The sequence below is a fragment of the Rhodoferax potami genome (assembly GCF_032193765.1).
GTDB classification, from domain to species: Bacteria; Pseudomonadota; Gammaproteobacteria; order Burkholderiales; family Burkholderiaceae_C; genus Allorhodoferax; species Allorhodoferax potami.
Genome location: NZ_JAVBIJ010000001.1, coordinates 3,104,872 through 3,127,757, shown reverse-complemented (window position 1 = coordinate 3,127,757; position 22,886 = coordinate 3,104,872). Strand labels below are relative to the sequence as shown.

32 protein-coding genes are annotated in these 22,886 nt (G+C 56.9%); 25 read left to right on the top strand and 7 right to left on the bottom strand.

What is annotated here, in order from left to right; genetic code table 11:
* Positions 1-103: 103 nt before the first annotated feature.
* The 14 genes from fusA to RAE21_RS15050 all read left to right on the top strand — a co-directional run bounded on the left by fusA (position 104) and on the right by RAE21_RS15050 (position 9,525).
* The gene (gene fusA, locus RAE21_RS15115) at positions 104-2,206 is read left to right on the top strand and encodes an elongation factor G (protein ID WP_313882062.1); all 2,103 of its coding nucleotides are present in this window, start codon (positions 104-106) and stop codon (positions 2,204-2,206) included.
* Positions 2,207-2,316: 110 nt separating this feature from the next.
* Positions 2,317-3,507, top strand: coding sequence for an elongation factor Tu (gene tuf / locus RAE21_RS15110; protein ID WP_296510516.1), 1,191 nt, complete (start codon positions 2,317-2,319; stop codon positions 3,505-3,507).
* 21 nt (positions 3,508-3,528) lie between these two features.
* On the top strand, positions 3,529-3,843 hold the full coding sequence (gene rpsJ / locus RAE21_RS15105; protein WP_068674876.1) for a 30S ribosomal protein S10: 315 nt from the start codon (positions 3,529-3,531) through the stop codon (positions 3,841-3,843).
* A gap of 185 nt (positions 3,844-4,028) precedes the next feature.
* The gene (rplC, locus tag RAE21_RS15100; protein WP_313882716.1) at positions 4,029-4,703 is read left to right on the top strand and encodes a 50S ribosomal protein L3; all 675 of its coding nucleotides are present in this window, start codon (positions 4,029-4,031) and stop codon (positions 4,701-4,703) included.
* A complete protein-coding gene (gene rplD, locus RAE21_RS15095; protein WP_087495492.1) occupies positions 4,703-5,323 on the top strand; it encodes a 50S ribosomal protein L4 in 621 nt (206 codons plus the stop codon). Before rplC ends, rplD begins: the two co-directional genes overlap by 1 nt.
* The gene (gene rplW, locus RAE21_RS15090; RefSeq protein ID WP_087495491.1) at positions 5,320-5,646 is read left to right on the top strand and encodes a 50S ribosomal protein L23; all 327 of its coding nucleotides are present in this window, start codon (positions 5,320-5,322) and stop codon (positions 5,644-5,646) included. Before rplD ends, rplW begins: the two co-directional genes overlap by 4 nt.
* A 2-nt stretch (positions 5,647-5,648) precedes the next feature.
* Positions 5,649-6,473: a 50S ribosomal protein L2 gene (gene rplB, locus RAE21_RS15085; RefSeq protein WP_313874406.1), complete on the top strand. Its 825-nt coding sequence runs from the start codon at positions 5,649-5,651 to the stop codon at positions 6,471-6,473.
* Between the two features lie 11 nt (positions 6,474-6,484).
* On the top strand, positions 6,485-6,763 hold the full coding sequence (gene rpsS, locus RAE21_RS15080; RefSeq protein WP_313874405.1) for a 30S ribosomal protein S19: 279 nt from the start codon (positions 6,485-6,487) through the stop codon (positions 6,761-6,763).
* 10 nt (positions 6,764-6,773) lie between these two features.
* Complete coding sequence (rplV, locus tag RAE21_RS15075; protein ID WP_075585605.1) at positions 6,774-7,103, top strand: 50S ribosomal protein L22; 330 nt, start codon at positions 6,774-6,776, stop codon at positions 7,101-7,103.
* A 16-nt stretch (positions 7,104-7,119) separates the two neighbouring features.
* Positions 7,120-8,001: a 30S ribosomal protein S3 gene (gene rpsC, locus RAE21_RS15070; RefSeq protein WP_296511047.1), complete on the top strand. Its 882-nt coding sequence runs from the start codon at positions 7,120-7,122 to the stop codon at positions 7,999-8,001.
* A gap of 2 nt (positions 8,002-8,003) precedes the next feature.
* The gene (rplP, locus tag RAE21_RS15065; RefSeq protein ID WP_068836220.1) at positions 8,004-8,420 is read left to right on the top strand and encodes a 50S ribosomal protein L16; all 417 of its coding nucleotides are present in this window, start codon (positions 8,004-8,006) and stop codon (positions 8,418-8,420) included.
* Positions 8,421-8,436: 16 nt separating this feature from the next.
* On the top strand, positions 8,437-8,646 hold the full coding sequence (gene rpmC / locus RAE21_RS15060) for a 50S ribosomal protein L29 (protein WP_296511048.1): 210 nt from the start codon (positions 8,437-8,439) through the stop codon (positions 8,644-8,646).
* Positions 8,647-8,656: 10 nt separating this feature from the next.
* Entirely contained in the window at positions 8,657-8,926 is a 270-nt protein-coding gene (rpsQ, locus tag RAE21_RS15055) for a 30S ribosomal protein S17 (RefSeq protein ID WP_313874403.1), read from the top strand.
* 92 nt (positions 8,927-9,018) lie between these two features.
* The gene (locus RAE21_RS15050) at positions 9,019-9,525 is read left to right on the top strand and encodes a peroxiredoxin (protein ID WP_313882061.1); all 507 of its coding nucleotides are present in this window, start codon (positions 9,019-9,021) and stop codon (positions 9,523-9,525) included.
* Between the two features lie 18 nt (positions 9,526-9,543).
* On the opposite strand, the gene RAE21_RS15045 is transcribed toward RAE21_RS15050, so the two are convergent.
* Both RAE21_RS15045 and RAE21_RS15040 read right to left on the bottom strand, forming a co-directional pair.
* Positions 9,544-10,023, bottom strand: a complete 480-nt coding sequence (locus RAE21_RS15045) for a GNAT family N-acetyltransferase (protein WP_313882060.1) — start codon at positions 10,021-10,023, stop codon at positions 9,544-9,546.
* Positions 10,024-10,175: 152 nt separating this feature from the next.
* Positions 10,176-10,673, bottom strand: a complete 498-nt coding sequence (locus RAE21_RS15040; RefSeq protein ID WP_313874400.1) for a TlpA disulfide reductase family protein — start codon at positions 10,671-10,673, stop codon at positions 10,176-10,178.
* A 17-nt stretch (positions 10,674-10,690) separates the two neighbouring features.
* Between RAE21_RS15040 and RAE21_RS15035 the strand changes: the two genes are divergently transcribed.
* From RAE21_RS15035 to ptsP, 6 genes are read left to right on the top strand one after another with little or no spacing between them, the layout of a single operon-like run.
* Positions 10,691-11,392 carry a DUF4197 domain-containing protein gene (locus RAE21_RS15035; RefSeq protein ID WP_313882059.1) on the top strand — a complete coding sequence of 234 codons (702 nt, stop codon included), beginning with the start codon at positions 10,691-10,693 and terminating at the stop codon, positions 11,390-11,392.
* Positions 11,389-11,907, top strand: a complete 519-nt coding sequence (locus RAE21_RS15030) for a hypothetical protein (RefSeq protein ID WP_313882058.1) — start codon at positions 11,389-11,391, stop codon at positions 11,905-11,907. The genes RAE21_RS15035 and RAE21_RS15030 overlap by 4 nt, the downstream gene beginning before the upstream one ends.
* A gap of 5 nt (positions 11,908-11,912) precedes the next feature.
* Complete coding sequence (locus tag RAE21_RS15025; protein WP_428984032.1) at positions 11,913-13,124, top strand: MFS transporter; 1,212 nt, start codon at positions 11,913-11,915, stop codon at positions 13,122-13,124.
* Between the two features lie 23 nt (positions 13,125-13,147).
* On the top strand, positions 13,148-13,594 hold the full coding sequence (locus RAE21_RS15020; RefSeq protein WP_313882056.1) for a PTS sugar transporter subunit IIA: 447 nt from the start codon (positions 13,148-13,150) through the stop codon (positions 13,592-13,594).
* A complete protein-coding gene (locus RAE21_RS15015) occupies positions 13,563-13,832 on the top strand; it encodes an HPr family phosphocarrier protein (protein ID WP_313882055.1) in 270 nt (89 codons plus the stop codon). Before RAE21_RS15020 ends, RAE21_RS15015 begins: the two co-directional genes overlap by 32 nt.
* A gap of 34 nt (positions 13,833-13,866) precedes the next feature.
* On the top strand, positions 13,867-15,645 hold the full coding sequence (gene ptsP, locus RAE21_RS15010) for a phosphoenolpyruvate--protein phosphotransferase (protein ID WP_313882054.1): 1,779 nt from the start codon (positions 13,867-13,869) through the stop codon (positions 15,643-15,645).
* Positions 15,646-15,725: 80 nt separating this feature from the next.
* On the opposite strand, the gene RAE21_RS15005 is transcribed toward ptsP, so the two are convergent.
* Positions 15,726-16,571 carry a DMT family transporter gene (locus tag RAE21_RS15005; RefSeq protein ID WP_313882053.1) on the bottom strand — a complete coding sequence of 282 codons (846 nt, stop codon included), beginning with the start codon at positions 16,569-16,571 and terminating at the stop codon, positions 15,726-15,728.
* 46 nt (positions 16,572-16,617) lie between these two features.
* Positions 16,618-17,664, bottom strand: coding sequence for an L-glyceraldehyde 3-phosphate reductase (gene mgrA / locus RAE21_RS15000; protein ID WP_313882052.1), 1,047 nt, complete (start codon positions 17,662-17,664; stop codon positions 16,618-16,620).
* 141 nt (positions 17,665-17,805) lie between these two features.
* On the opposite strand from mgrA, the gene RAE21_RS14995 reads away from it, so the two are divergent.
* Entirely contained in the window at positions 17,806-18,282 is a 477-nt protein-coding gene (locus RAE21_RS14995) for a hypothetical protein (protein ID WP_313882051.1), read from the top strand.
* 68 nt (positions 18,283-18,350) lie between these two features.
* Here the strand turns inward: RAE21_RS14995 and lipA are convergent, their stop codons facing one another.
* From lipA to RAE21_RS14980, 3 genes are all read right to left on the bottom strand, one after another.
* Positions 18,351-19,385 (bottom strand): lipoyl synthase, encoded by a 1,035-nt coding sequence (gene lipA / locus RAE21_RS14990; protein WP_313882050.1) that lies wholly within the window; start codon positions 19,383-19,385, stop codon positions 18,351-18,353.
* Between the two features lie 42 nt (positions 19,386-19,427).
* Positions 19,428-20,075, bottom strand: coding sequence for a lipoyl(octanoyl) transferase LipB (gene lipB / locus RAE21_RS14985; RefSeq protein ID WP_428984069.1), 648 nt, complete (start codon positions 20,073-20,075; stop codon positions 19,428-19,430).
* Between the two features lie 61 nt (positions 20,076-20,136).
* On the bottom strand, positions 20,137-20,439 hold the full coding sequence (locus RAE21_RS14980) for a YbeD family protein (RefSeq protein ID WP_313882048.1): 303 nt from the start codon (positions 20,437-20,439) through the stop codon (positions 20,137-20,139).
* Between the two features lie 238 nt (positions 20,440-20,677).
* On the opposite strand from RAE21_RS14980, the gene RAE21_RS14975 reads away from it, so the two are divergent.
* The 4 genes from RAE21_RS14975 to RAE21_RS14960 are packed head-to-tail and all read left to right on the top strand — an operon-like array spanning position 20,678 to position 22,885.
* On the top strand, positions 20,678-21,178 hold the full coding sequence (locus RAE21_RS14975; RefSeq protein ID WP_313882047.1) for an ATP synthase subunit I: 501 nt from the start codon (positions 20,678-20,680) through the stop codon (positions 21,176-21,178).
* 13 nt (positions 21,179-21,191) lie between these two features.
* Positions 21,192-22,070: a F0F1 ATP synthase subunit A gene (gene atpB / locus RAE21_RS14970; RefSeq protein WP_313874387.1), complete on the top strand. Its 879-nt coding sequence runs from the start codon at positions 21,192-21,194 to the stop codon at positions 22,068-22,070.
* Between the two features lie 60 nt (positions 22,071-22,130).
* Positions 22,131-22,379 (top strand): F0F1 ATP synthase subunit C, encoded by a 249-nt coding sequence (gene atpE / locus RAE21_RS14965; protein ID WP_019429175.1) that lies wholly within the window; start codon positions 22,131-22,133, stop codon positions 22,377-22,379.
* Between the two features lie 35 nt (positions 22,380-22,414).
* A complete protein-coding gene (locus RAE21_RS14960; RefSeq protein WP_087495437.1) occupies positions 22,415-22,885 on the top strand; it encodes a F0F1 ATP synthase subunit B in 471 nt (156 codons plus the stop codon).
* The last annotated feature ends 1 nt before the right edge of the window (position 22,886 follow it).

Here is a 22,886-nt window from a genome sequence, read left to right as displayed (position 1 = left end):
CGCAATCGCGCTGTCATGTGGGCTGGCCATACTCTGAAAGTCGTTTGTCTTGCTGCATGGTGCAGCGGACCCTCTCAAGAATTTGATCAACCAAGGATCCATCATGGCTCGCACTACCCCCATTGAGCGCTACCGCAATATCGGTATTTCAGCGCACATTGACGCCGGCAAAACCACCACGACCGAGCGTATTCTTTTCTATACCGGCGTGAACCACAAAATCGGCGAAGTGCACGATGGCGCGGCCACGATGGACTGGATGGAGCAAGAGCAAGAGCGCGGTATTACTATTACTTCCGCTGCTACGACTTGCTTCTGGAAGGGGATGGACACATCGTTCCCTGAGCACCGCATCAACATCATTGACACGCCCGGACACGTGGACTTCACGATTGAAGTGGAGCGTTCCATGCGCGTTTTGGACGGCGCCTGCATGGTGTACTGCGCTGTGGGTGGCGTGCAGCCTCAGTCTGAAACCGTGTGGCGTCAAGCTAACAAATACAAGGTTCCACGTTTGGCCTTTGTGAACAAGATGGACCGGACTGGCGCCAACTTCTTCAAGGTTGTGGATCAGATGAAGTTGCGCCTCAAGGCCAACCCTGTGCCAATCGTGATTCCAATCGGTGCAGAAGAAAACTTCACCGGCGTGGTGGATCTGCGCAAGATGAAGGCCATCATCTGGGACGAAGCTTCCCAGGGCATGAAGTTCACCTTCGAAGAGATCCCTGCTGACCTCGTGAGCGTCGCTAAAGAGTGGCGCGAAAAGATGGTCGAAGCCGCTGCTGAAGCCTCTGAAGAGCTGATGAACAAGTACCTTGAGGAAGGTGACTTGACCGAAGAAGAAATCACCGGCGGCCTGCGTAGCCGCACTATCGCTGGCGAAATCCAGCCCATGTTGTGCGGTACCGCGTTCAAGAACAAGGGTGTTCAACGCATGTTGGATGCTGTGATCGAATTGATGCCTTCTCCTCTGGACGTGAAGGCCATCAAGGGCTTTGACGAAGATGAGCAAGAAATCACCCGCAAGGCTGATGACAACGAAAAGTTCGCTGCGCTGGCATTCAAGTTGATGACCGATCCGTTTGTGGGTCAGTTGACATTCGTGCGCGTGTACTCCGGCGTTCTGAAGAAGGGCGACACTGTGTACAACGCGGTGCGTGGCAAGAAAGAGCGTATCGGTCGTATCGTGCAAATGCACGCCAACAACCGCGAAGAAGTGGATGAAATCCGCGCGGGCGACATTGCTGCTTGCGTGGGTCTGAAAGACGTGACAACCGGTGAAACCTTGTGTGATCCATCGGCAGTCATCACACTTGAGCGTATGGTGTTCCCTGACTCCGTGATTCGCCAAGCTGTTGAGCCTAAGACAAAAGCTGACCAAGAGAAAATGGGTATTGCCCTGAACCGCTTGGCTGCTGAAGATCCGTCTTTCCGCGTGCAAACCGACGAAGAGTCCGGCCAGACCATCATCGGTGGACAGGGCGAGCTGCACTTGGAAATTATTGTGGACCGCATGAAGCGCGAATTCGGCGTGGAAGCTAACGTAGGTAAGCCACAAGTGGCCTACCGCGAAACTATCCGCAAGAGCGTGTCTGACGTGGAAGGCAAGTTTGTTCGCCAGTCCGGTGGTAAGGGTCAATACGGTCACGTGGTGTTGACAGTTGAGCCTAACGAAGCCGGCAAGGGCTTCGAATTCGTCGACGCGATCAAGGGCGGTGTGGTTCCTCGCGAATACATCCCTGCGGTTGAAAAGGGCGTGATCGAAGCTTTGAACCAAGGTGTTTTGGCGGGCTACCCCGTGGTGGACGTGAAGGTTACTTTGACTTTCGGTTCTTACCACGATGTGGACTCGAACGAAAACGCGTTCAAGATGGCCGCCATCTTCGGCTTTAAGGAAGGTTGCCGCAAGGCCAACCCCGTGATTCTGGAGCCCATGATGGCTGTGGAAGTGGAAACGCCTGAAGACTACGCTGGTAACGTGATGGGCGATTTGTCTTCACGTCGCGGCATGGTGCAGGGTATGGACGACATGGTCGGCGGCGGTAAGGCCATCAAGGCAGAGGTACCTTTGTCTGAAATGTTCGGCTACTCGACGACACTGCGTTCGATGTCCCAAGGCCGTGCAACCTACACGATGGAATTCAAGCACTACGCGGAAGCTCCGCGCAACGTGTCTGAAGCCATCATGGCAGCGCGCGCTAAGTAATTTTTAGTGGTCTGCGACGGTGTGCCGCCCTGTTCCCGTGCGGGGCGATATAGCAACATCGTGCAGACGTAAAACCAACACACGGGATTAGCTCTTTGGAGAATTGAAAAATGGGTAAAGAAAAATTCACACGTACCAAGCCACACGTCAACGTGGGCACCATTGGTCACGTGGACCACGGCAAGACCACACTGACAGCGGCTATCACCACTGTGTTGGCAGCCAAGTTTGGCGGATCCGCCAAAGCGTACGACCAGATCGACGCAGCGCCTGAAGAAAAAGCACGCGGCATTACCATCAACACTGCACACGTTGAGTACGAAACCGCCAACCGCCACTACGCACACGTGGATTGCCCCGGACACGCTGACTATGTGAAGAACATGATCACTGGCGCGGCTCAAATGGACGGCGCTATTCTGGTTTGCTCCGCAGCTGACGGCCCAATGCCTCAGACACGCGAACACATCTTGTTGGCTCGCCAAGTGGGCGTGCCTTACATCATCGTGTTCCTGAACAAGTGCGACATGGTTGACGACGCTGAGTTGTTGGAACTGGTTGAAATGGAAGTTCGCGAACTCCTGTCCAAGTACGACTTCCCAGGCGACGACACCCCCATCATCCACGGTTCTGCCAAGCTCGCCATGGAAGGCGACAAGGGTGACCTGGGCGAAGGCGCGATCATGAAGCTGGCTGACGCACTCGACTCCTACATCCCCCTGCCAGAGCGCGCAGTGGACGGCGCATTCCTGATGCCCGTGGAAGACGTGTTCTCGATCTCCGGTCGTGGCACCGTGGTGACAGGTCGCGTTGAGCGCGGTATCGTCAAGGTCGGTGAAGAAATCGAAATCGTTGGTATCGCCGACACACAAAAGACCACCTGCACAGGCGTCGAAATGTTCCGCAAGCTGCTCGACCAAGGTCAAGCAGGCGACAACGTTGGTATCTTGTTGCGCGGCACCAAGCGCGAAGACGTGCAGCGCGGCCAAGTGCTGTGCAAGCCCGGTTCGATCAAGCCACACACCCACTTCACTGGCGAAATCTACGTTTTGTCCAAGGATGAAGGCGGACGTCACACTCCTTTCTTCAACAACTACCGTCCCCAGTTCTACTTCCGTACAACGGACGTGACCGGTGCGATCGAGTTGCCAGAAGGCAAAGAAATGGTGATGCCTGGTGACAACGTGTCCATCACTGTGAAGTTGATCAACCCCATCGCCATGGAAGAAGGCCTGCGTTTCGCTATTCGCGAAGGCGGTCGTACCGTGGGCGCCGGCGTGGTTGCCAAAATCATCGCGTAATTCGCACATTAAGGAATTACGATGGCCGCCAAACAAAAAATCCGCATCCGCCTGAAGGCGTTTGACTACAAGCTGATCGATCAATCGGCAGCTGAAATTGTTGACACTGCAAAGCGCACCGGCGCGATTGTCAAAGGCCCCGTGCCTTTGCCAACACGCATGAAGCGCTTCGACATCCTGCGTTCACCTCACGTGAACAAGGCCAGTCGTGACCAGTTCGAAATCCGCACGCACCAGCGTTTGATGGACATCGTGGATCCAACGGACAAAACCGTTGATGCACTGATGAAACTCGACCTGCCCGCAGGCGTGGACGTAGAAATCAAGTTGCAGTAATTGAATTGAGGCCCCGTTACTGCGGGGCCTTCTTAGGCGAACGGCTGAGCACTTGCGCACTCCGCAAGTGCAGGCTATACTCGCTGGCTCTGCGTGGAGACGCGCGGGGTTTTATTAACAGTCTCCCAAGTAAAAAACATTGCAGCCAATTGAAGTTGCAATGGTTGGGAGTTACGGAGAAAACAATGAGTCTTAGCAATCACTTAGGGTTGCTGGGTCGCAAAGTTGGCATGATGCGTCTATTCACGGACGACGGGGACGCTGTTCCTGTTACCGTGGTGGATGTGTCTAACAACCGTGTGACACAGGTGAAAACCCAAGAGAACGACGGCTATGTAGCCTTGCAGGTTACATTTGGTGCACGCAAAGCTTCGCGTATTACCAAGCCCGTCGCAGGCCATTTGGCCAAAGCTGGCGTTGAAGCCGGCGAAATCATTCAAGAGTTCCGCGTTACTGCTGAATCTGCTGCAAAGTACGCAACTGGCGCCACTGTGCCAGTGACCGATATTTTTGCTGTGGGTCAAAAAGTGGATGTGCAGGGCACTTCGATTGGTAAAGGCTACGCCGGTACCATCAAGCGTCACAACATGTCCTCGCAGCGCGCATCCCACGGTAACAGCCGTTCGCACAATGTGCCCGGTTCTATCGGTATGGCTCAAGATCCTGGTCGCGTGTTTCCTGGTAAGCGCATGACTGGTCATCTGGGTGATGCCACCGTGACAACTCAAAACCTCGACGTAGTTCGTGTTGACGAAGCTCGCCAGCTGTTGTTGATCAAGGGTGCTATCCCTGGATCCAAGGGCGGTTTCGTGACCGTGCGTCCTGCAGTCAAAGCCAAAGCCTCTAAAGGAGCGAACTGATGCAAGTCGAACTCCTGAATGAACAAGGTCAGGCAACTTCCAAATACGACGCTCCTGAAGCAGTCTTTGGTCGTGACTACAACGAAGATCTGGTGCACCAAGTGGTCGTGGCCTTCCAGGCCAACGCTCGTCAAGGTACACGTGCACAAAAAGACCGTGAACAGGTCAAGCACAGCACCAAGAAGCCTTTCAAGCAAAAGGGAACCGGTCGTGCTCGCGCTGGTATGACCTCCTCGCCACTGTGGCGCGGCGGCGGTCGTATCTTCCCGAACATGCCTGATGAAAACTTCGGCCAGAAGATCAACAAGAAGATGTACCGCGCAGGTATGGCATCTATCTTGTCTCAGCTGGTGCGCGAAGGCCGTTTGGCCGTGGTGGATTCCCTGAAAGTGGAATCTCCCAAGACCAAGGCTTTGGCTGCGAAGTTCAAGGCAATGAATCTGGAATCCGTGTTGGTGATCGCTGATGAGGTTGATGAAAACCTGTATCTGGCATCCCGTAACCTGGTGAATGTTCTGGTGGTTGAGCCCCGTTATGCTGACCCCCTGTCTTTGGTTCACTACCGCAAGGTGTTGGTGACCAAGGCTGCCATGGACACACTCAAGGAGATGTTTGCATGAGCCACGGTCCCAATCTGACCAAATTCGACGAAGGTCGTTTGATGCAAGTGCTCGTCGCTCCCATTGTGTCCGAAAAGGCCACCATGGTTGCTGAAAAGAGCAATGCTGTGACTTTCAAGGTGCTGCAAGACGCTACCAAGTATGAAATCAAGGCCGCTGTGGAATTGATGTTCAAGGTCGAGGTAAAAGGCGTTTCTGTGGTGAACACCAAGGGCAAGACCAAGCGTTTCGGTAAGTCTGTTGGCCGTCGCGACAATGTTCGCAAAGCCTACGTGACACTGAAGCCAGGTCAAGAGCTGAACCTCGGCGGGGAGGCTGCGTAATCATGGCTGTCATTAAAATGAAACCAACTTCCCCAGGCCGTCGTGGCGTGGTGAAGATTTCGCGTGACCACCTGCACAAGGGTGCTCCCCACGCTGCTTTGTTGGAGCCACAATTCCAACAAGCCGGTCGTAACAACAACGGCCACATCACCACCCGTCACAAGGGCGGTGGTCACAAGCATCACTACCGTGTAGTGGATTTCGTCCGTAACAAGGATGGCATCCCTGCGAAGGTTGAGCGCATTGAGTACGATCCAAACCGTTCCGCGCACATCGCTCTGGTGTGCTACGCAGACGGCGAGCGCAAGTACATCATTGCTCCTCGTGGCCTGGAAGTTGGCGCAACCATTCAAAACGGTTCCGAAGCTCCTATCCGCGTGGGCAACACATTGCCTATTCGCAACATTCCAGTGGGTTCCATCATCCATTGCGTAGAGTTGCAAGTTGGCAAGGGTGCTCAAATCATCCGTTCCGCTGGTACATCTGCTACTTTGCTGGCTCGCGAAGGCACCTACGCTCAAGTGCGTGTGCGTTCTGGCGAAGTCCGCAAGATCCACATCGACTGCCGCGCGACCATTGGTCAAGTAGCAAACGAAGAGCACAGCCTACGCCAGTTGGGCAAGGCCGGTGTGAAGCGTTGGATGGGTATTCGCCCAACCGTTCGTGGTGTTGTGATGAACCCTGTTGACCACCCACACGGTGGTGGTGAAGGCAAGACCGGTGAAGGCCGTCATGCAGTCGATCCTTGGGGTAATCTGACCAAGGGCTACCGTACCCGTAACAACAAGCGCACGCAGGTCATGATCGTGTCGCGTCGCAAGAAGTAAGGGGTAGGTAAATGACTCGTTCACTGAAAAAAGGTCCATTCGTCGACCATCACCTGATTGCCAAGACCGAAAAGGCCGTGGCAAACAAGGACAAGAAGCCGATTAAGACTTGGTCCCGTCGCTCCATGATCCTGCCCGAGTTCATCGGCTTGACCATTGCTGTGCATAACGGCAAACAGCACGTGCCTGTCTATATCACCGATCAAATGGTTGGCCACAAGTTGGGTGAGTTCGCGCTCACACGTACTTTCAAGGGTCACCCTGCGGACAAAAAAGTCCAGAAGAAATAAGGAGGTGACCATGGAAACTCGTGCAACCCTTCGTGGCGTCCGTTTGTCTGTTGACAAAGGTCGTCTGGTCGCGGACTTGATCCGTGGCAAGAAAGTTGATCAAGCTCTGAACATCTTGCAATTCACACAGAAAAAAGCTGCTGTGATCATCAAGAAGGTTTTGGAGTCCGCAATTGCCAACGCCGAACACAATGACGGCGCTGACATCGACGAATTGAAGGTTAAAACCATCTACGTCGAGCAAGGTGCTTCGCTGCGTCGCTTCACCGCGCGCGCCAAGGGCCGTGGCAATCAAATCCGCAAACCCACGTGCCACGTGTACGTGACGGTTGGAAACTGAAAGAGGCCAGGAAGATATGGGACAAAAAATCCACCCAACCGGCTTTCGTTTGGCGATCAGCCGTAACTGGTCTTCTCGCTGGTACGCAAGCAACCGTGATTTCGCCGGCATGTTGTCGGAAGACATCAAGGTTCGCGAGTACCTGAAGGCCAAGCTGAAAAACGCTTCGGTTTCGCGCATTCTGATTGAGCGTCCTGCCAAGAACGCACGTATCACCATTTTCTCGGCTCGTCCGGGCGTGGTGATCGGCAAGAAGGGCGAAGACATCGAAAACTTGAAGCGTGACCTGGGCAAGCAATTGGGCGTGCCAGTGGCAGTGAACATCGAAGAAGTGCGCAAGCCCGAAATCGATGCGAAGCTGATCGCTGACAGCATCACCCAGCAGCTCGAAAAGCGCATCATGTTCCGTCGCGCCATGAAGCGCGCCATGCAAAACGCTATGCGTTTGGGCGCTTTGGGCATCAAGATCATGTCGTCCGGCCGTTTGAACGGTATCGAAATTGCACGTACTGAGTGGTACCGTGAAGGCCGCGTGCCTTTGCACACTCTGCGCGCAGACATCGATTACGGAACTTCTGAAGCTAAGACAACTTACGGCATCATTGGCGTGAAAGTTTGGGTTTACAAGGGTGACACTTTGGGCCGTAACGATCTGCCAGCAGCCGTTGAGCCTCGTGCTGAAGAAGAGCGTCGTCCTCGCGGCCCACGCCGTGATGACCGCGGTGCGCGTCCAGGCGCTGCACCTCGTGGCGCCCGTCGTCCGGTCGGTAGCAATGCCGCTCCCGCTGATGGCAGCGACAAGCCCGCTGAAGCACTTGGTGCTGACGCTAAAACCGCCGTTAAGCGCGTTCGCAAAGTCGCCGCGCCAGCTGCAGCAGCTGACGGTAAAGGAGAATAATCATGTTGCAACCCGCTCGCCGGAAATACCGCAAAGAGCAAAAGGGCCGTAACACTGGAGTCGCAACCCGCGGAAGCTCGGTTGCCTTTGGTGACTTCGGTCTGAAATGTACTGACCGCGGCCGTCTGACGGCTCGCCAGATTGAAGCTGCACGTCGTGCAATTTCCCGTCACGTGAAGCGTGGCGGCCGTATCTGGATCCGCGTGTTCCCTGACAAGCCGATTTCCCAGAAGCCTGCTGAAGTGCGTATGGGTAACGGTAAAGGTAACCCCGAGTACTACGTGGCTGAGATTCAGCCCGGTAAGATCGTGTTTGAGATCGTCGGCGTGCCCGAAGAACTCGCTCGCGAAGCTTTCCGTTTGGCTGCTGCAAAGCTGCCATTGCGTACGACATTTGTCAGCCGCATGATCGGCCAGTAATTCAGGAGAAATCGAAATGACGAAAGCTGCTGAACTGCGCCAAAAAGACGTTGCCGGCCTGAAAGACGAAGTCAAGGCTTTGCAAAAAGCCCACTTCGGTCTGCGTATGCAAAAGGCCACGCAACAAATCAACAACACCGCTTCGTTGCGCTCTGCGCGCCGCGATATTGCTCGCGCCAAGACTATTCTTGTGCAAAAGCAAAGCGCTGAAAAATCCGCCAAATAAGGAGCGATAAATGACGGAAGCTAAAAAATCCCTCAAGCGCACCTTGGTTGGCAAGGTGGTCAGCGACAAGCGTGCTAAGACTGTGACAGTGCTGATTGAGCGTCGTGTGAAGCACGAGCTCTACGGCAAGATCGTTGCGAAGACCAGCAAGTACCACGCCCATGACGAAAAGGGCGAGTACAAGTTGGGCGACGTGATCGAAATTACCGAAAGCAAGCCTATCTCCAAAACCAAGAACTGGGTTGCGACCCGTTTGGTAGAGAAGGCAGCTGCGGTTTAAGTCTTTACGACTTCATTCCTGCAGTTGAATAAGAAACGGCCCACAATGTGGGCCGTTTTCATTGGTATTAACACTTTGCATAAGGAGCAAATATGATTCAAGTCGGCGACGCACTTCCAGACACCACACTTATGGAGTACTCAGAGATCGAAGGCGAAGGTTGCAGCATCGGTCCTAACGCAGTGCCTGTCGCGAAGGCCACCGCGGGCAAGACCATCGCCGTGTTTGCTCTGCCTGGCGCCTTTACTCCCACCTGCTCTGCCAAACATGTGCCCGGCTATGTGGAGTATGCAGAGGCTTTTAAGGCAGCTGGTGTCGACGAAATCTGGTGCGTGAGCGTGAATGACGCGTTTGTGATGGGCGCATGGGCGCGCGATCAAAAAACCGGCACCAAAGTGCGTATGCTTGCCGACGGTGACGCTGCGTTTGCCAAAGCGACTGGCTTGACTCTGGATCTCACCGGTAAAGGTTTGGGTCTGCGTTCCAACCGTTATTCGATGTTGGTCAAGGACGGCAAAGTCGCAACTTTGAACATTGAAGGCCCCGGCAAATTTGAAGTGAGCGACGCTGCCACCTTGCTGGCTCAAGCCCAGGCCTAAGCGAGAACGCGGGTGGAGCTAGAGTTCTGCCCGCAAATAGTGGGCCCCTGCTATTGGGTTGAAGTAATACGGGGGCACTTCAACGAAGCCCAACTCTCCGTACAAAGCGCGTGCGCTCTCCATGTCGTTCAGGGTGTCTAGAAGCACGCAGTCATAACCCATGGTTCGGGCTGCGTCCAAAATTGCCTCTGCTAACAAGCGACCTAGCCCCAGTCTCCGGTAAGCGGGTCGGACAAACAGACGCTTCATTTCGGATGCGTTGGGGTAGTCCACGTTATCCAGCGGGCGGAGTGCGCAACATCCGGCCCATGCGCCATCAATCTGAACTGCCAGCAGGCAACCGCGCGGGGCCGCATACTCTCCGGGCAAGGTGCTCAGTTCTTCTTCAAAGTTCTGAAAGCACAAATCCACCCCAAGGCTGTCGGCGTATTCGATAAACAGCCCGCGGATACCCTCTAGCGTGTCAGGAGTGTCGGCAATCAGAATGTGCGGTTGCATGGAGGCGTGGGGTAAGCGGAGTTAAGCGGTGGGCCATACGCGATCGCTGCTGAATGCGGCCACTTTTGAGTAGGCAATGTATCACTACAAGCCCTGGCACACGCTTACCCACCTTATAGGCTTCGCGCCTCGCCGTAGCTGTTTCTCAGCTGCTAGGATTCTTGCAAAAGCTTTTCGATCAGCTGGTGTAGCTCATCAAAGTCGGGTTGGCCTACGTAGCGTTTGACAATATCGCCCCGCTTGTTCACCAGATAGCTGGTGGGGGTTAAGGTCACCTCACCCCAAGAGCGGGCCACAGCACCAGTGTTGTCGATGGCCACATCGAACGGAAGCTTGCGTGTCTGTGCAAAGTTCACAACGTAGCTCGGCGGGTCATAGGCCATCGCAACTGCAACGGTACCAAATCCTTTGTCTTTGAACTTCTCGTAGGTCTGCACCATTTGGGGCATTTCTGCGACGCAAGTTGTGCAGCTCGTAGCCCAAAAATTCACCAAGGTCACACGGCCCTTAAGGTCGCTGGTCTGCTTGCTGCTACCGTCCAGCAAAACGAAAGTAGACGCCGGCGCGGCCTTTGTATCGGACACCAAAAAAGCACCACCAGCGACCAAGCAAGCCGCTACGATGGCACCCAATACCACTTGTTTTTTCATACGCAGGAAATCTCTCCATGGACCGTAGACAGTTTACGTCGCTCTCACTGCTCACCGCGACCCTTTTCAGCACCATCACCCAGCACGCCCACGCCCTGAGTTTGGCCGACCTCAGCAACACGGATGCGAGCAAAGGGCTGAAAGTAGCGCTTGAGAAGGGCGCCTCGGCGGCTATTCTTCAACTCGGCGCAGTAGATGGATTCCTTGGCAACGAGAAAGTTCGCATCGCATTGCCGGGATATCTCGAAGACGCAGCTAAATTGATGCGTACATTCGGCCAAGGGGGCAAAGTCGATGAGCTGGTGACTTCCATGAATCGTGCGGCTGAAGCCGCGGTTCCGATGGCCAAAGATGTGTTGATGAAGGCAGTGCAAGGCATGTCGGTGCAGGATGCCAAGGGCATACTCGCAGGCGGCGACACCGCTGTCAGCCAGTTCTTTGCGGATAAAACCCGGGCACCGCTGGGCACCAAGTTTCTGCCTATCGTGACCCAAGCCACCTCCAAGGTGGGGCTCGCCGACAAATACAACCAATTCGCAGGCCGGGCCTCCGAGTTGGGGCTCCTGAAGAAAGAGGACGCCAACATTCAGCAGTACGTCACCGGCAAGTCCTTGGACGGCCTGTACTTCATGATTGGCGAGGAAGAGAAAAAAATCCGGCAAAACCCTGTTGCTTACGGCAGCAGCATTCTCAGCAAAGTATTCGGCACGCTCCGATGAGCCGTGTTCGCTGGGTCCGCGCGATGGCGGCATTCGCCGTCATCGCGGCTGTCTCTGCGTGCAGCCCGACGATGAACTGGCGCAAAGCTCCGCTAAGCGCGGTGGCCTTCAATCTTCCCTGCAAGCCTGACAGCGCCACACGCAATCAGCAAATTGGCGATAAAACCCTGTCACTGGACATCATGGGCTGCGAGGCTGGGGATGCGCTATTCGCGATCAGTCAGGTCGCCGTGCCCGATGGAGCGGCGGCTCGCGATATTCAAAGTGCATGGCAACAACAAGCCCTGCGTTCCATGCGCGCAGGAACGCCAGAGGCTGCTCCATGGACGCCGCCCTCCTGGAGTAAAAGCGCCATTTCCATTCAGGCAACCGGTGTCGATCCACAGGGAAAGCCTATACAGGCGCGCCTCAGCTGGTTCTTGCATGAACAAAGGCTGTATCACCTCGCTGTTTACGCGCCAAAGGTTTTGCCAGAGTGGGCGCTAACATTTCTGGAAGATATCTCTCTGTTATGAGTTTCATGTCACGCAATAAAGCGATCGCCGTATTTTTGGCGTTCGCCTTCGCTTACTTTTTGTCCGCCCTGATCCGTGCGATCACTGCCACGATAGCGCCTACTCTGGTTGCAGAGTTTCAACTGCAATCCGCTGACCTTGGCTTGCTCGCTGGCGGGTATTTTCTGGGCTTCGCTGCCATGCAACTCCCTCTGGGCAAATGGCTGGACAGCCATGGCCCACGGAAGGTAGAGCTGTTTTTCTTGGCGGCAGCCTTGGCGGGATGCATCGCGTTTTCACAGGCCGACGGCTTTGTGGGCCTTTTGTTTGCGCGGATTCTCTGCGGTATTGGAGTCTGCGCTTGCCTCATGGCGGCCCTCACCGGATACCGTCGCTGGTTCGCCCCGGAACAACTGATGCGCGCCAACTCGTGGATGTTGATGGTGGGTGCATTTGGCATGGTCGCTTCCACATTGCCGGTTCAGTGGCTCTTGCCAGTCATCGGTTGGCGCGGCATCTTTTTAGTGTTGGCGGCCCTGATGTTGATCAGCATGGTCTTGATCGCCTGGCAGGTCCCCGCGTGGGAGGCACCTGCAACCGCTGCCGGCGCCAACGCACAGGTGCAGGGCTATGCCGAGGTGTGGCGCAACCCGTATTTCAGGGCTCTGGCCCCGCTGGGCTTCGTCAACTATGGCGGCCTCGTGGCCATGCAAACCCTGTGGGCGGGCCCGTGGATGACCAAGGTGGCCGGTTACACACCGGCCCAAGCCGCCAGTGGTTTGTTTTGGTTGAATGTGGCCATGCTGCTTGCGTATTGGCTGTGGGGATTGGCAAACCCATGGCTGGCTCGCAACGGGCATACCGCCGAAAAGATGATCCGCCGTTGGGTGCCGCTCAGTTTTGTGACGCTTGCTATATTAATCATAGCGGGTCCCGCACTATCGGTGAGTGCTGCAGTGGTATTTGCCTTGTATTGTGTCGCTTCCACGGTCGCCGCACTTGCGCAGCCGGCTGTGGGCATGGCCTTTCCTGCCGGGCTGGCTGGGCGGGCTCTGTCGGCCTACAACCTGGTGATCTTTGCGGGCGTGTTTGCGGTGCAGTGGGGCCTCGGCCTGTTGCTGGACGTCCTGAAGGCCCAAGGGCTGCCTGAAGTGCAGGCGTTTCAAGTGGCGTTTGCGACTTTTGGTGGTGCCAGTGTGCTGGCTTATCTGGTGGCGTGCCGGGCAAAGACGCCATAATCAATGCCCAACTCTGACTTCGTATGAACACCGGCATCCTTATCATCGCCCACGCTCCCCTTGCCAGTGCATTGCGAGCTTGTGTGCTGCATGTGTACCCGGACGCGGGAGACGGCATCAGCGCACTGGATGTTCCTGCCAACGAAAACCCCGACGTGACACGCGCAGCGGCCCAAGCGCTGCTTCGCCAATTGGGTGCGCCGCAGGCGCTGGTGCTGACCGACGTGTTCGGCGCCACCCCCTGCAACGTGGCCCAAAAAGTGGTGGATGGTCATCAGTCTAAGCTGGTGGTGGGTGTCAACCTGCCCATGCTGCTGCGCACCGTCAATTACCGGCATGAGCCGCTGGACGTTTTGGTCACCCGAGCGCTCGCCGGTGGCACCCAGAGCATCATGCAAGTCGCGGTCACCGCACCGCAAAACCAACATCGTAAAACCCATGATCAGCACCAACACGACCATAGTCAATAAACTGGGCCTCCATGCACGGGCCTCGGCCAAGTTCACCAAATTGGCGGGCAGCTTCCCTTGCGAGGTCTGGATGTCCCGCGGTGAGCGCCGTGTCAATGCCAAAAGCATCATGGGCGTGATGATGCTGGCAGCCGGCATCGGTTCCGAGATCACCCTAGAAACCAGCGGCGACCGTGAGCAAGAAGCCATGGACGCTTTGTTGGCCCTGATCAACGACAAGTTCGGAGAAGGCGAATGAACCCGCTGCCCCTGACCCTGCGGAGCCTGCAGACATGACATTTTCGGTCCACGGCCTCGCGGTTTCCCGGGGCATTGCCATCGGGCGCGCGGTCTTGGTCGCGTCAAGCCGGGTGGACGTCGCGCACTACTTCATCAAACCGGATGAGGTGGATGCTGAAATCGCACGGGTGCGGGCAGGCCGCGATGCGGTGGTTGAAGAAATCTACCGCCTCCAAACCAGCATCAGCCGCATGGGGCCCAAAGAGGCGCCTACCGAACTGGCCGCCTTGCTGGATGTGCATTTGATGCTGCTGCAAGACGAAGAGCTGGTCGGCGGCGTCAAGCACTGGATCACAGACCGCCTGTACAACGCAGAGTGGGCCTTGACCACTCAGCTTGAAATCATTGCCCGCCATTTCGATGAAATGGAAGACGCCTATCTGCGCGAGCGCAAGGCCGACATGGAGCAGATTTGCGAACGGGTGCTGCGCGCGATGAAGGGCGGCCAGTCGCCGGTACTGCCTGCTCAGCGGCCGGGCCGCAAAGGCGCACAGCAGGATTTGTTGCTGGACGACACCGTGGATGTGCCTCTGGTGCTCATCGCCCATGACTTGTCGCCGGCTGACATGTTGCAGTTCAAGCAAAGTGTGTTTGCGGGCTTCATCACCGATGTGGGCGGCAAGACCTCGCACACCGCCATCGTGGCGCGCAGCATGGATATCCCCGCGGTGGTGGGCGCGCGCACCTGCAGTCAATTGGTGCGGCAGGATGACTGGGTCATCATCGATGGCGATGCCGGTGTGGTCATCGTGGACCCATCGCCCATCATCCTCGCGGAATACGGCTTCAAACAGCGCCAGGGTGAACTCGAACGTGGCCGCTTGCAGCGCTTGCTGCACACTCCTGCCGTGACCATGGATGACGAAAAAATCCAGTTGCTGGCCAACATCGAAATGCCGGAAGACGCCCAAGCCGCACTCAAGGCAGGTGCTTTGGGCGTCGGGCTGTTTCGCAGCGAGTTTCTGTTCATGGGGCGCCATGGCCAGTTGCCGGACGAAGAAGAGCAGTACCGGGCCTACAAAAAGGCGGTCGAAGGGATGGAGGGCTTGCCTGTCACCATCCGCACCGTGGATGTGGGGGCTGACAAGCCGCTGGATGAGTCAGTGCATGACGACGCCCACCTCAACCCTGCGCTGGGCTTGCGGGCGATCCGCTGGAGCTTGGCCGAGCCTGCTATGTTTTTGACGCAGCTGCGCGCGATTTTGCGGGCGGCTGCGCATGGCAAAGTCCGTTTGCTGATACCGATGTTGGCCCATGCGAGCGAAATCCGCCAAACACTGGCCCACATTGAGCGCGCCCGCGCCCAGCTTGACCGCCGTGGCGATGTGTATGGCCCGGTGCAGTTGGGCGCGATGATCGAGATCCCGGCGGCCGCTTTGAGCCTGCCCTTGTTTTTGAAGTACTTCGACTTTCTGTCGATCGGTACCAACGACTTGATCCAGTACACCCTCGCCATCGACCGCGCGGACGAATCGGTGGCCCACCTCTACGACCCGCTGCACCCCGCAGTGCTGCGGCTGGTCGCAGACACGATTGCCGAATGCCGTGCGCAGGGCAAAGACGTGAGTGTGTGCGGTGAAATGGCGGGTGATGTGACCCTGACGCGTTTGCTGCTGGGCTTGGGACTGCGCAGCTTCTCCATGCACCCCGCGCAGATTCTGGCGGTCAAGCAAGAGATCTTGCGCTCCGACACCACCAAGCTGGCTCTTTGGGCCCAGCGGGTGCGCACCGCGGAAGATCCGGCCTTGGAGCTGGCGGGCGGATACGTGTGATGTAAATGCCGTTGAGCTATTGTTTTAATAGCTAACGGCGCACTTTCCGTATGGGCTACAGCATGTTTCTGTTGAGATGCTCAAGCCTTGGCGCGTGAACCCAACACGGCTGCTCCCACGATCATGGCAGCGGCCAATGCCACACTGGCGCTAGGCCACTCGCCTCGCATCCAAAGCAAACCGAGGGTGGACAGCAGTGGCGTCAGAAATGACAACACGCCGATGGTGCGTGCATCTCCGCGTTTGAGCGCTGCATCCCACAGGTAAAACGCACCACCCAAAGGCCCCAAACCGAGCGCTGCCAGCAACTGCCAATCGTGGGCCGTCAGCGTGACGGATGGCTCCAAGAGCGCGTGGCACAAGAGCGAAAGCAGTCCAGACACCAGCCCAAACAAGCCGATTGCCGCATTTGGGAAGGGCGGCACCCGCCGGGTCATCAGCGAATAGCTGGCCCACACAAAGGCAGAGGCCATGGCCGGCAGATAGCCCCATGCCCAACCGCCCATGCCGCTGCCTGCATCGCGGCCCCCCAATATGGCCAGCGCCGCGCCGGCAAAACCGAGCAAGGCGGCCGCCACGTGCAGCGCACCCAGCCGCATGCCGGGCAGAAACAGCGGGGCCATCAACACAATGCCCAGCGGCCACAGGTAGTTGACTAAATTGGCTTGCACCGGTGGCGCATGGCGCAGGGCGATAAAGAGCAAAAAGTGAAACCCAAACAGCCCATAAACCCCCAGCGCCAACGTGGCGGCGGGCACCTTCCATGCACTTACCCGGCCGCGTGACAGCAGCAAGCCAATCACACTGCCGATGACCAAGCCCACGCCTGTGAGCAGAAAGGGCGGCACATGGCCCAATGAGACGCCCAAAGGGGCGAGACTGCCCCAGAGGGCGATAGCGGCTAAAGCAAGAAGGGATGCATTCATGCCCGCAAGCTTAGCCGCTCGGTAATCGCTGTCTGGCGTAGCCGGCTCAGGCAAGGCGCTGGTCAGTGGACGGGCGCTTCCACAGGTTTATGCCACCGTCCACCGCGTGGCTGTCAATGGCAGCTAACTCCTCTGCACTGAAGGTGAGATTGCTCATGGCGCCCACCAGGTCCACGATTTGCTCGGGCTTGCTGGCGCCTATCAGCGCGGAGGTGACGCGTGCATCGCGCAGTACCCATGCGGTGGCCATTTGTGCCAGGCTTTGGCCGCGGGCTTGGGCGATCTCATTGAGGGCGCGCACATGCTTGAGGTTTTGCTCACTCAAATGGTCCTGCTTGAAGGAGCCGCCGCCCGGGCGGTTGATGCGCGCGTCTGCGGGCACACCGTTGAGGTATTTGTTGGTCAGCAGACCCTGGGCCAGCGCGCTGAAGGCGATGCAGCCCATGCCGGTTTCGTCCAGCGCGTCCAGCAGGTCTTCTTCGATCCAGCGGTTCATCAGGCTGTACGAGGGTTGGTGGATCAGCATGGGCACGCCCATACTTTTCAAGATGGCAGCAGCTTCGCGGGTTTTGGTGCCGGAGTAGCTGCTGATGCCGGCATACAGCGCCTTACCCTGCTGTACGGCAGTGGCCAGCGCACCCATGGTTTCTTCCAGCGGGGTGTCGGGGTCAAAACGGTGGCTGTAGAAGATGTCCACGTACTCCAAGCCCATGCGCTTCAAGCTCTGGTCCAGGCTGGCGAGCACGTATTTGCGCGAGCCACCGCCCTGTCCATAAGGGCCGGGCCACATGTCGTAGCCGGCCTTGCTGGAGATGATCAGCTCATCGCGGTAGGGTATGAAGTCGCGGCGCAAGTGTTCGCCGAAATTGGTCTCCGCGCTGCCAAACGGCGGGCCATAGTTGTTGGCCAGGTCGAAGTGGGTGATGCCCAAGTCGAACGCGGTGCGCAGCATGTCGCGCTGGGTTTGAAACGGTGTGGCATCACCGAAGTTGTGCCACAAGCCCAGCGACACCGCTGGGAGTTTGAGGCCGCTTTTGCCGCAGGTGCGGTAGGGAACACGTCCGTCGTATCGGTCAGAGGCTGCGTGGTACATGGTGTGTATGAGGGGTGAAAGTGACAACTAAGGATCGCTATTGTTGTTCATTTTTTATGCGCTTAAATTCAGAAGAAAATTGCCCTGATTTCTGCACATCTCATGGGGGCTGTGTGCCTATCTCCCTGCATACTCCACGCCATGAATTTGAATGAATCCGACATGAAGACCCAAGAGCCGCGCCTGTGGATCAGCGATGGCTGGACTGCCCGCGTGGTGAAGAACGAAGACGACGATGGCTGGGCCGTTGCGATGACGGCCGATGGTGCCTCAGAGCCTGCGCTGATCGGTCCCTGGACCATGGGGCGCGATAAAAAGAACCCCAAGCCGCTGGACCAGAGTGCCTTCTTGACGCTGGTAAAAACAGCCCGCGAATTTGTGCGCCGTAGCGAGCAGCAATTGCACGCGAGCCTGCACCAAAGTATGGACGTGGCGGCAGGCGAGGGCCGCGTGACGGTCTACCTGGACATTGAGCCCGACGAAGAAAATCCCACCGCCACCCTGACGGCGAGGGATGAGGGCGATGACGTGATTGCGCAGGTCAAGGTGTCACCCGCTTTCAAGCTCAGCCGCGCCAGCGCGGTAGCGTGGGTTGAGCGTGGATACGCCAAGCCTTGAGGTAAAAATAGCTGCTAGCCCACATTGAATGTGCGCTAGCAGCTATTAAATTTATAGCAATTCGGCTTTTAGGCGGCGGGTGCGCTCATTGCGTGACCGGCTTGCACATCTGCGTGGTAACTGGAGCGCACCATGGCACCGACCGCCGCGTGTTTGAAGCCCATTTTGTAGGCCTCTTCTTCAAACATCTTGAAGGTGTTGGGGTGCACATAACGGCGCACCGGCAGGTGGCTGGTGGAGGGCGCGAGGTACTGGCCGATGGTCAGCATCTCGATGTTGTGGGCGCGCATGTCGCGCATCACTTCGAGGATCTCTTCGTCCGTCTCGCCCAAACCAACCATCAAGCCGCTCTTGGTGGGTACATCGGGGAAGAGCGCCTTGAATTTCTTGAGCAAGTTCAGCGAAAACTGGTAATCCGAGCCGGGGCGCGCTTCCTTGTAGAGGCGGGGAATAGTTTCCAGGTTGTGATTCATCACATCGGGCGGCGCGGCCTTCAAAATTTCTAAAGCGCGGTCGTCGCGGCCGCGGAAGTCAGGCACCAGCACTTCAATCTGAGTCTTGGGGGATAGTTCGCGCGTTTTGCGAATGCACTCCACAAAGTGGCCAGCACCGCCGTCACGCAGGTCATCGCGGTCTACGCTGGTAATCACCACGTAATTGAGCTTGAGCTGGGCAATGGTCTTGGCCAGGTTGTCGGGCTCGTTCACATCCAGCGGGTCGGGGCGGCCGTGGCCCACGTCGCAGAAGGGGCAGCGGCGGGTGCACTTGTCGCCCATGATCATGAAAGTGGCAGTGCCTTTGCCGAAGCATTCGCCGATGTTGGGGCAGCTGGCTTCTTCGCACACAGTCACCAGTTTATTGGCCCGCAGTGTCTCCTTGATTTCGTAGAAGCGGGTCGTCGGGCTGCCGGCTTTGACGCGGATCCAGTCCGGTTTTTTGAGCACTTCGCCTTGTTGCACCTTGACCGGGATGCGCGCCAATTTGGCCTGGGCTTTTTGCTTGGCCAAGGGGTTGTAATCGGCGGTCGATTGGGCCTCGCGCACCGTGGGGTTCGCAGTGCTGTGTTCGCGCTTCGTGTCGAGGGAGGTGTCGCTTTGGCTCATGGTGTGGCGTCTCTGCTGCGGGGCCGTGGCCCCGGGCGCACCTTAAGGTGCAAGGTAAGTGGCGAGTTTTTGGCCCAGTACGTCTGCGGCATCTTGCCAGCTGACTTGAACCCCGATTGTAGAAAGGTCTATCGTTTGCAGCTGCGAATAGCCGCAAGGGTTGATCCGCGAGAAGGGCTCCAGGTCCATGGCCACATTCAACGCGACGCCGTGGTACGTGCAGTTGCGGCTGACCTTGATGCCCAGCGCCGAAATTTTGCCCAGCCCTGTGAAGTCCGGGTCTTGGTGGTTAGTCGCTCCCATGCGGGGGCGCTGCTCCAGGGGGGGGTGGCCGCAAGGGTCACTCAGCCGGACGTATATGCCCGGTGCGCCCGCCACGCGGTGGCCGGTCACGCCAAAATGGAACAGGGTTTTGATCACCGCCTCTTCGATGCGATAGACGTATTCTTTGACGAAATAGCCCGCCCGTTTGAGGTCGATCATCGGGTAACCCATCACCTGTCCCGGGCCGTGATAGGTCACCTGGCCGCCACGGTTGGTTTGTACGACTGGAATGTCGCCCGGCATGAAGATGTGTTCAGGCTTGCCTGCCAGGCCCTGTGTATAGACCGGCGGATGCTCACATATCCATAGCTGATCACGCTCTTCTGACGCAGGGCCTACGGGCCTTTCGTTCGTAAAGCGCTGCATGGCCTCATAGGTCGGCACATAGTCCAACCGGCCGCGCTGAAACAGGTCTATCGCCACGGGTTTACAGCACCACTTTCACCATGGGGTGCGTCGACAAGGTGCGGTACAACTCGTCGAGTTGCTCGCGACTGGTGGCAGTCACCGTGATGGTGACGCCAAGGTAATTGCCGCCCTTGCTTTCGCGGAGCTCAATGGTCTTGGCATCAAACGCGGGGTCGAATTGTTGCGCAATCATGCTGATGGCACGCACCAAGCCATCGACCTTGTGGCCCATCACTTTGATGGGGAACAGCGACGGGTACTCAATGAGGGACTCAGCGCGTGGGTTGTTTGTGTTGTCGCCTGGGGGCGTTTGTGTGGCCATGCTCGCGCCTTTCTAGGGTTGTCTGCGGCCCAAAGGTTGTTGACCTATTGGCCGCTGCGGTGTCAGATGAGCCGGATTATCGCTTTCGGTGGTCCGGGCATACGCCAGACGAATGTCGGGGCGCTGTGAGTGGTGTCGCGGCCGCCTTTTTGATTCGCTGTAGTCTTTTAGATAGGTTTCTACGTATAATCGGAGGCTGTGCATTGAACTGGGTAGCGGTCTGAGCGCGATTTTGATAATGACAAACACGCACGCAGACCACGGGTCCGTAGACGCTGACAACCCAGATGGGGTGGCAGATGACGAGTTCAAGCCCCTGACGGCTGAAGAAGCTAATCAATGGCGCCGGCGCAACCCTTCGGTATCCCCTTGGTGGGTCATTGGGATGCAGGTTGTGGCTGCTTTGGTGGTGGCAGTAGTCGTTAGTTGGGGTTTCGGGCGCGCGGCGGGGTTTTCTGCTGCGTACGGAGCACTGGCGGTGATTGTTCCTGCAATGGTGTTGGCCCGCGGATTGCGCAGGCAGTCCCTGTTGAAGGACTCCGGGGCGGCCTTTTTGAGTTTTGTGGTGTGGGAAGTGGTGAAGGTGGTTTTGACAGTGGCCTTGCTGCTGGCAGCTCCTAAGCTGGTTCCCTCGCTAAATTGGTTGGCCCTTGTGGCTGGCTTCGTGGTGACGATGAAGGTGTATTGGGTGGCCGCGTGGCTGCAATCCAAGCGCCAGCATCCCGCTGAAAACCTTTGAATTTTGGTGACATATGGCTTCTGAAAACGCTGAAACCCATGCCCCATCTGCTGGTGAGTACATCCAGCATCACCTGCAGCATTTGCAGAAAAACTTTGACTTCGAAAGCGTTAAGCAAACGAGCATTGTTGACTTCAGCCTGTTTAACCTCGACTCCGTGTTTTTCTCGGTCGTTTTGGGTGTTTTGGGCTGCTTCTTGCTGTGGAATGCAGCTCGCAAGGCGACATCTGGAGTTCCCGGCCGTTTCCAGGCTGCTGTTGAGATCCTGTCCGAAATGGTGGAAAACCAGGCCAAGGGCGTAATTCACAACGCCACCAGCCGCAAACTGATTTCTCCCTTGGCTTTGACAGTGTTTGTCTGGATTTTCCTGATGAACGCGATGGACATGCTGCCAGTCGACCTGATTCCTGCTATCTGGCACAGCGCAGGCCCAGCTTTGGGCTTTAAAGACTACATGCGTGTGGTTCCGACTGCCGACTTGTCTACGACACTGGGCTTGTCCTGCTCCGTTTTGTTTGTCTGCTTGGTTTACAACATCAAGATCAAGGGTCTGGGTGGCTGGGCGCACGAATTGATTGCTGCACCGTTTGGTGATCACTGGGCTCTGTACCCCGTGAACTTCCTGATGCAGATGATTGAATACCTTGCCAAAACCGTGTCCCATGGCATGCGGTTGTTCGGCAACATGTTTGCAGGTGAGTTGGTGTTCATGTTGATTGCCCTGATGGGTGGCGGCTGGGCGCTGTCGGCAACCGGAGTTGGTTTGGCTATTGGCCACATCGTCGCCGGGACCGTGTGGACACTGTTCCACATCCTCGTGATCACCTTGCAAGCCTTCATCTTTATGATGTTGACGCTGATCTACACCGGTCAAGCGCACGACGCACATTGATGTAACTTTTCTCTGTTTCGTTTTTCTTTTTTCTTTTCCACTAACTTTTAGGAGCTTCTCATGGAAAACATTCTCGGCCTCGTGGCACTGGCTTGCGGTTTGATCGTTGGTCTGGGCGCTATCGGCGCATCTATCGGTATCGCACTGATGGGTGGCAAGTTCCTCGAATCTTCTGCTCGTCAACCTGAATTGATGAACGAACTGCAAACCAAGATGTTCATCTTGGCTGGTCTGATTGACGCTGCGTTCCTGATCGGTGTTGCTATCGCTCTGCTGTTCGCATTCGCCAACCCCTTCGTTCTGAAGTAATCAACGGCCCTTCACGTTAGAGAAGGAATCAAACCGTGAACATCAACGCTACCCTGTTCCTGCAGGCTATCGTTTTTGCGATCCTGGTGTGGTTCACGATGAAATTCGTGTGGCCCCCGATCACAAAAGCGCTGGACGAGCGGGCACAGAAAATCGCCGACGGCCTTGCTGCCGCCGACAAGGCAAAGGCGGAACTCGCCAATGCCAACAAGCGCGTGGAAGCCGAACTGGCTACATCACGCAATGAAACTGCAACCCGCTTGGCTGATGCCGAGCGCCGTGCCCAGACGATTGTCGAAGAAGCCAAGGCTCGCGCCGTGGAAGAAGGCAACCGCATCATTGCCGCTGCAAAGGCTGAAGCCGAGCAGCAGTCCGTGAAGGCCCGGGACGCTTTGCGTGAACAGGTCGCCGCTCTCGCCGTCAAAGGTGCTGAGCAGATCCTGCGCAAGGAAGTCAATGCTGGTGTGCACGCAGATTTGCTGTCGCGCCTAAAGACTGAGCTGTAAG

Excerpts from the sequence above, each read along its gene's own strand:
- rplP (WP_068836220.1), top strand. The coding sequence starts at position 8,004 with ATGTTGCAACCCGCTCGCCGGAAATACCGCAAAGAGCAAAAGGGCCGT.
- ptsP (WP_313882054.1), top strand. The coding sequence starts at position 13,867 with ATGACATTTTCGGTCCACGGCCTCGCGGTTTCCCGGGGCATTGCCATC.
- RAE21_RS15040 (WP_313874400.1), bottom strand. The coding sequence starts at position 10,673 with ATGAAAAAACAAGTGGTATTGGGTGCCATCGTAGCGGCTTGCTTGGTC.
- RAE21_RS15045 (WP_313882060.1), bottom strand. The coding sequence starts at position 10,023 with ATGCAACCGCACATTCTGATTGCCGACACTCCTGACACGCTAGAGGGT.
- RAE21_RS15020 (WP_313882056.1), top strand. The coding sequence starts at position 13,148 with ATGAACACCGGCATCCTTATCATCGCCCACGCTCCCCTTGCCAGTGCA.
- lipB (WP_428984069.1), bottom strand. The coding sequence starts at position 20,075 with ATGCAGCGCTTTACGAACGAAAGGCCCGTAGGCCCTGCGTCAGAAGAG.
- rplV (WP_075585605.1), top strand. The coding sequence starts at position 6,774 with ATGGAAACTCGTGCAACCCTTCGTGGCGTCCGTTTGTCTGTTGACAAA.
- RAE21_RS15015 (WP_313882055.1), top strand. The coding sequence starts at position 13,563 with ATGATCAGCACCAACACGACCATAGTCAATAAACTGGGCCTCCATGCA.
- RAE21_RS15030 (WP_313882058.1), top strand. The coding sequence starts at position 11,389 with ATGAGCCGTGTTCGCTGGGTCCGCGCGATGGCGGCATTCGCCGTCATC.
- rplB (WP_313874406.1), top strand. The coding sequence starts at position 5,649 with ATGGCTGTCATTAAAATGAAACCAACTTCCCCAGGCCGTCGTGGCGTG.
- RAE21_RS15035 (WP_313882059.1), top strand. The coding sequence starts at position 10,691 with ATGGACCGTAGACAGTTTACGTCGCTCTCACTGCTCACCGCGACCCTT.
- rpsC (WP_296511047.1), top strand. The coding sequence starts at position 7,120 with ATGGGACAAAAAATCCACCCAACCGGCTTTCGTTTGGCGATCAGCCGT.
- rplW (WP_087495491.1), top strand. The coding sequence starts at position 5,320 with ATGAGCCACGGTCCCAATCTGACCAAATTCGACGAAGGTCGTTTGATG.
- rpsJ (WP_068674876.1), top strand. The coding sequence starts at position 3,529 with ATGGCCGCCAAACAAAAAATCCGCATCCGCCTGAAGGCGTTTGACTAC.
- rpmC (WP_296511048.1), top strand. The coding sequence starts at position 8,437 with ATGACGAAAGCTGCTGAACTGCGCCAAAAAGACGTTGCCGGCCTGAAA.
- rplC (WP_313882716.1), top strand. The coding sequence starts at position 4,029 with ATGAGTCTTAGCAATCACTTAGGGTTGCTGGGTCGCAAAGTTGGCATG.
- lipA (WP_313882050.1), bottom strand. The coding sequence starts at position 19,385 with ATGAGCCAAAGCGACACCTCCCTCGACACGAAGCGCGAACACAGCACT.
- RAE21_RS15005 (WP_313882053.1), bottom strand. The coding sequence starts at position 16,571 with ATGAATGCATCCCTTCTTGCTTTAGCCGCTATCGCCCTCTGGGGCAGT.
- rplD (WP_087495492.1), top strand. The coding sequence starts at position 4,703 with ATGCAAGTCGAACTCCTGAATGAACAAGGTCAGGCAACTTCCAAATAC.
- atpE (WP_019429175.1), top strand. The coding sequence starts at position 22,131 with ATGGAAAACATTCTCGGCCTCGTGGCACTGGCTTGCGGTTTGATCGTT.
- rpsS (WP_313874405.1), top strand. The coding sequence starts at position 6,485 with ATGACTCGTTCACTGAAAAAAGGTCCATTCGTCGACCATCACCTGATT.
- RAE21_RS14995 (WP_313882051.1), top strand. The coding sequence starts at position 17,806 with ATGAATTTGAATGAATCCGACATGAAGACCCAAGAGCCGCGCCTGTGG.
- mgrA (WP_313882052.1), bottom strand. The coding sequence starts at position 17,664 with ATGTACCACGCAGCCTCTGACCGATACGACGGACGTGTTCCCTACCGC.
- tuf (WP_296510516.1), top strand. The coding sequence starts at position 2,317 with ATGGGTAAAGAAAAATTCACACGTACCAAGCCACACGTCAACGTGGGC.
- RAE21_RS15025 (WP_428984032.1), top strand. The coding sequence starts at position 11,913 with ATGTCACGCAATAAAGCGATCGCCGTATTTTTGGCGTTCGCCTTCGCT.
- RAE21_RS14975 (WP_313882047.1), top strand. The coding sequence starts at position 20,678 with ATGACAAACACGCACGCAGACCACGGGTCCGTAGACGCTGACAACCCA.
- RAE21_RS14980 (WP_313882048.1), bottom strand. The coding sequence starts at position 20,439 with ATGGCCACACAAACGCCCCCAGGCGACAACACAAACAACCCACGCGCT.
- atpB (WP_313874387.1), top strand. The coding sequence starts at position 21,192 with ATGGCTTCTGAAAACGCTGAAACCCATGCCCCATCTGCTGGTGAGTAC.
- fusA (WP_313882062.1), top strand. The coding sequence starts at position 104 with ATGGCTCGCACTACCCCCATTGAGCGCTACCGCAATATCGGTATTTCA.
- rpsQ (WP_313874403.1), top strand. The coding sequence starts at position 8,657 with ATGACGGAAGCTAAAAAATCCCTCAAGCGCACCTTGGTTGGCAAGGTG.
- RAE21_RS15050 (WP_313882061.1), top strand. The coding sequence starts at position 9,019 with ATGATTCAAGTCGGCGACGCACTTCCAGACACCACACTTATGGAGTAC.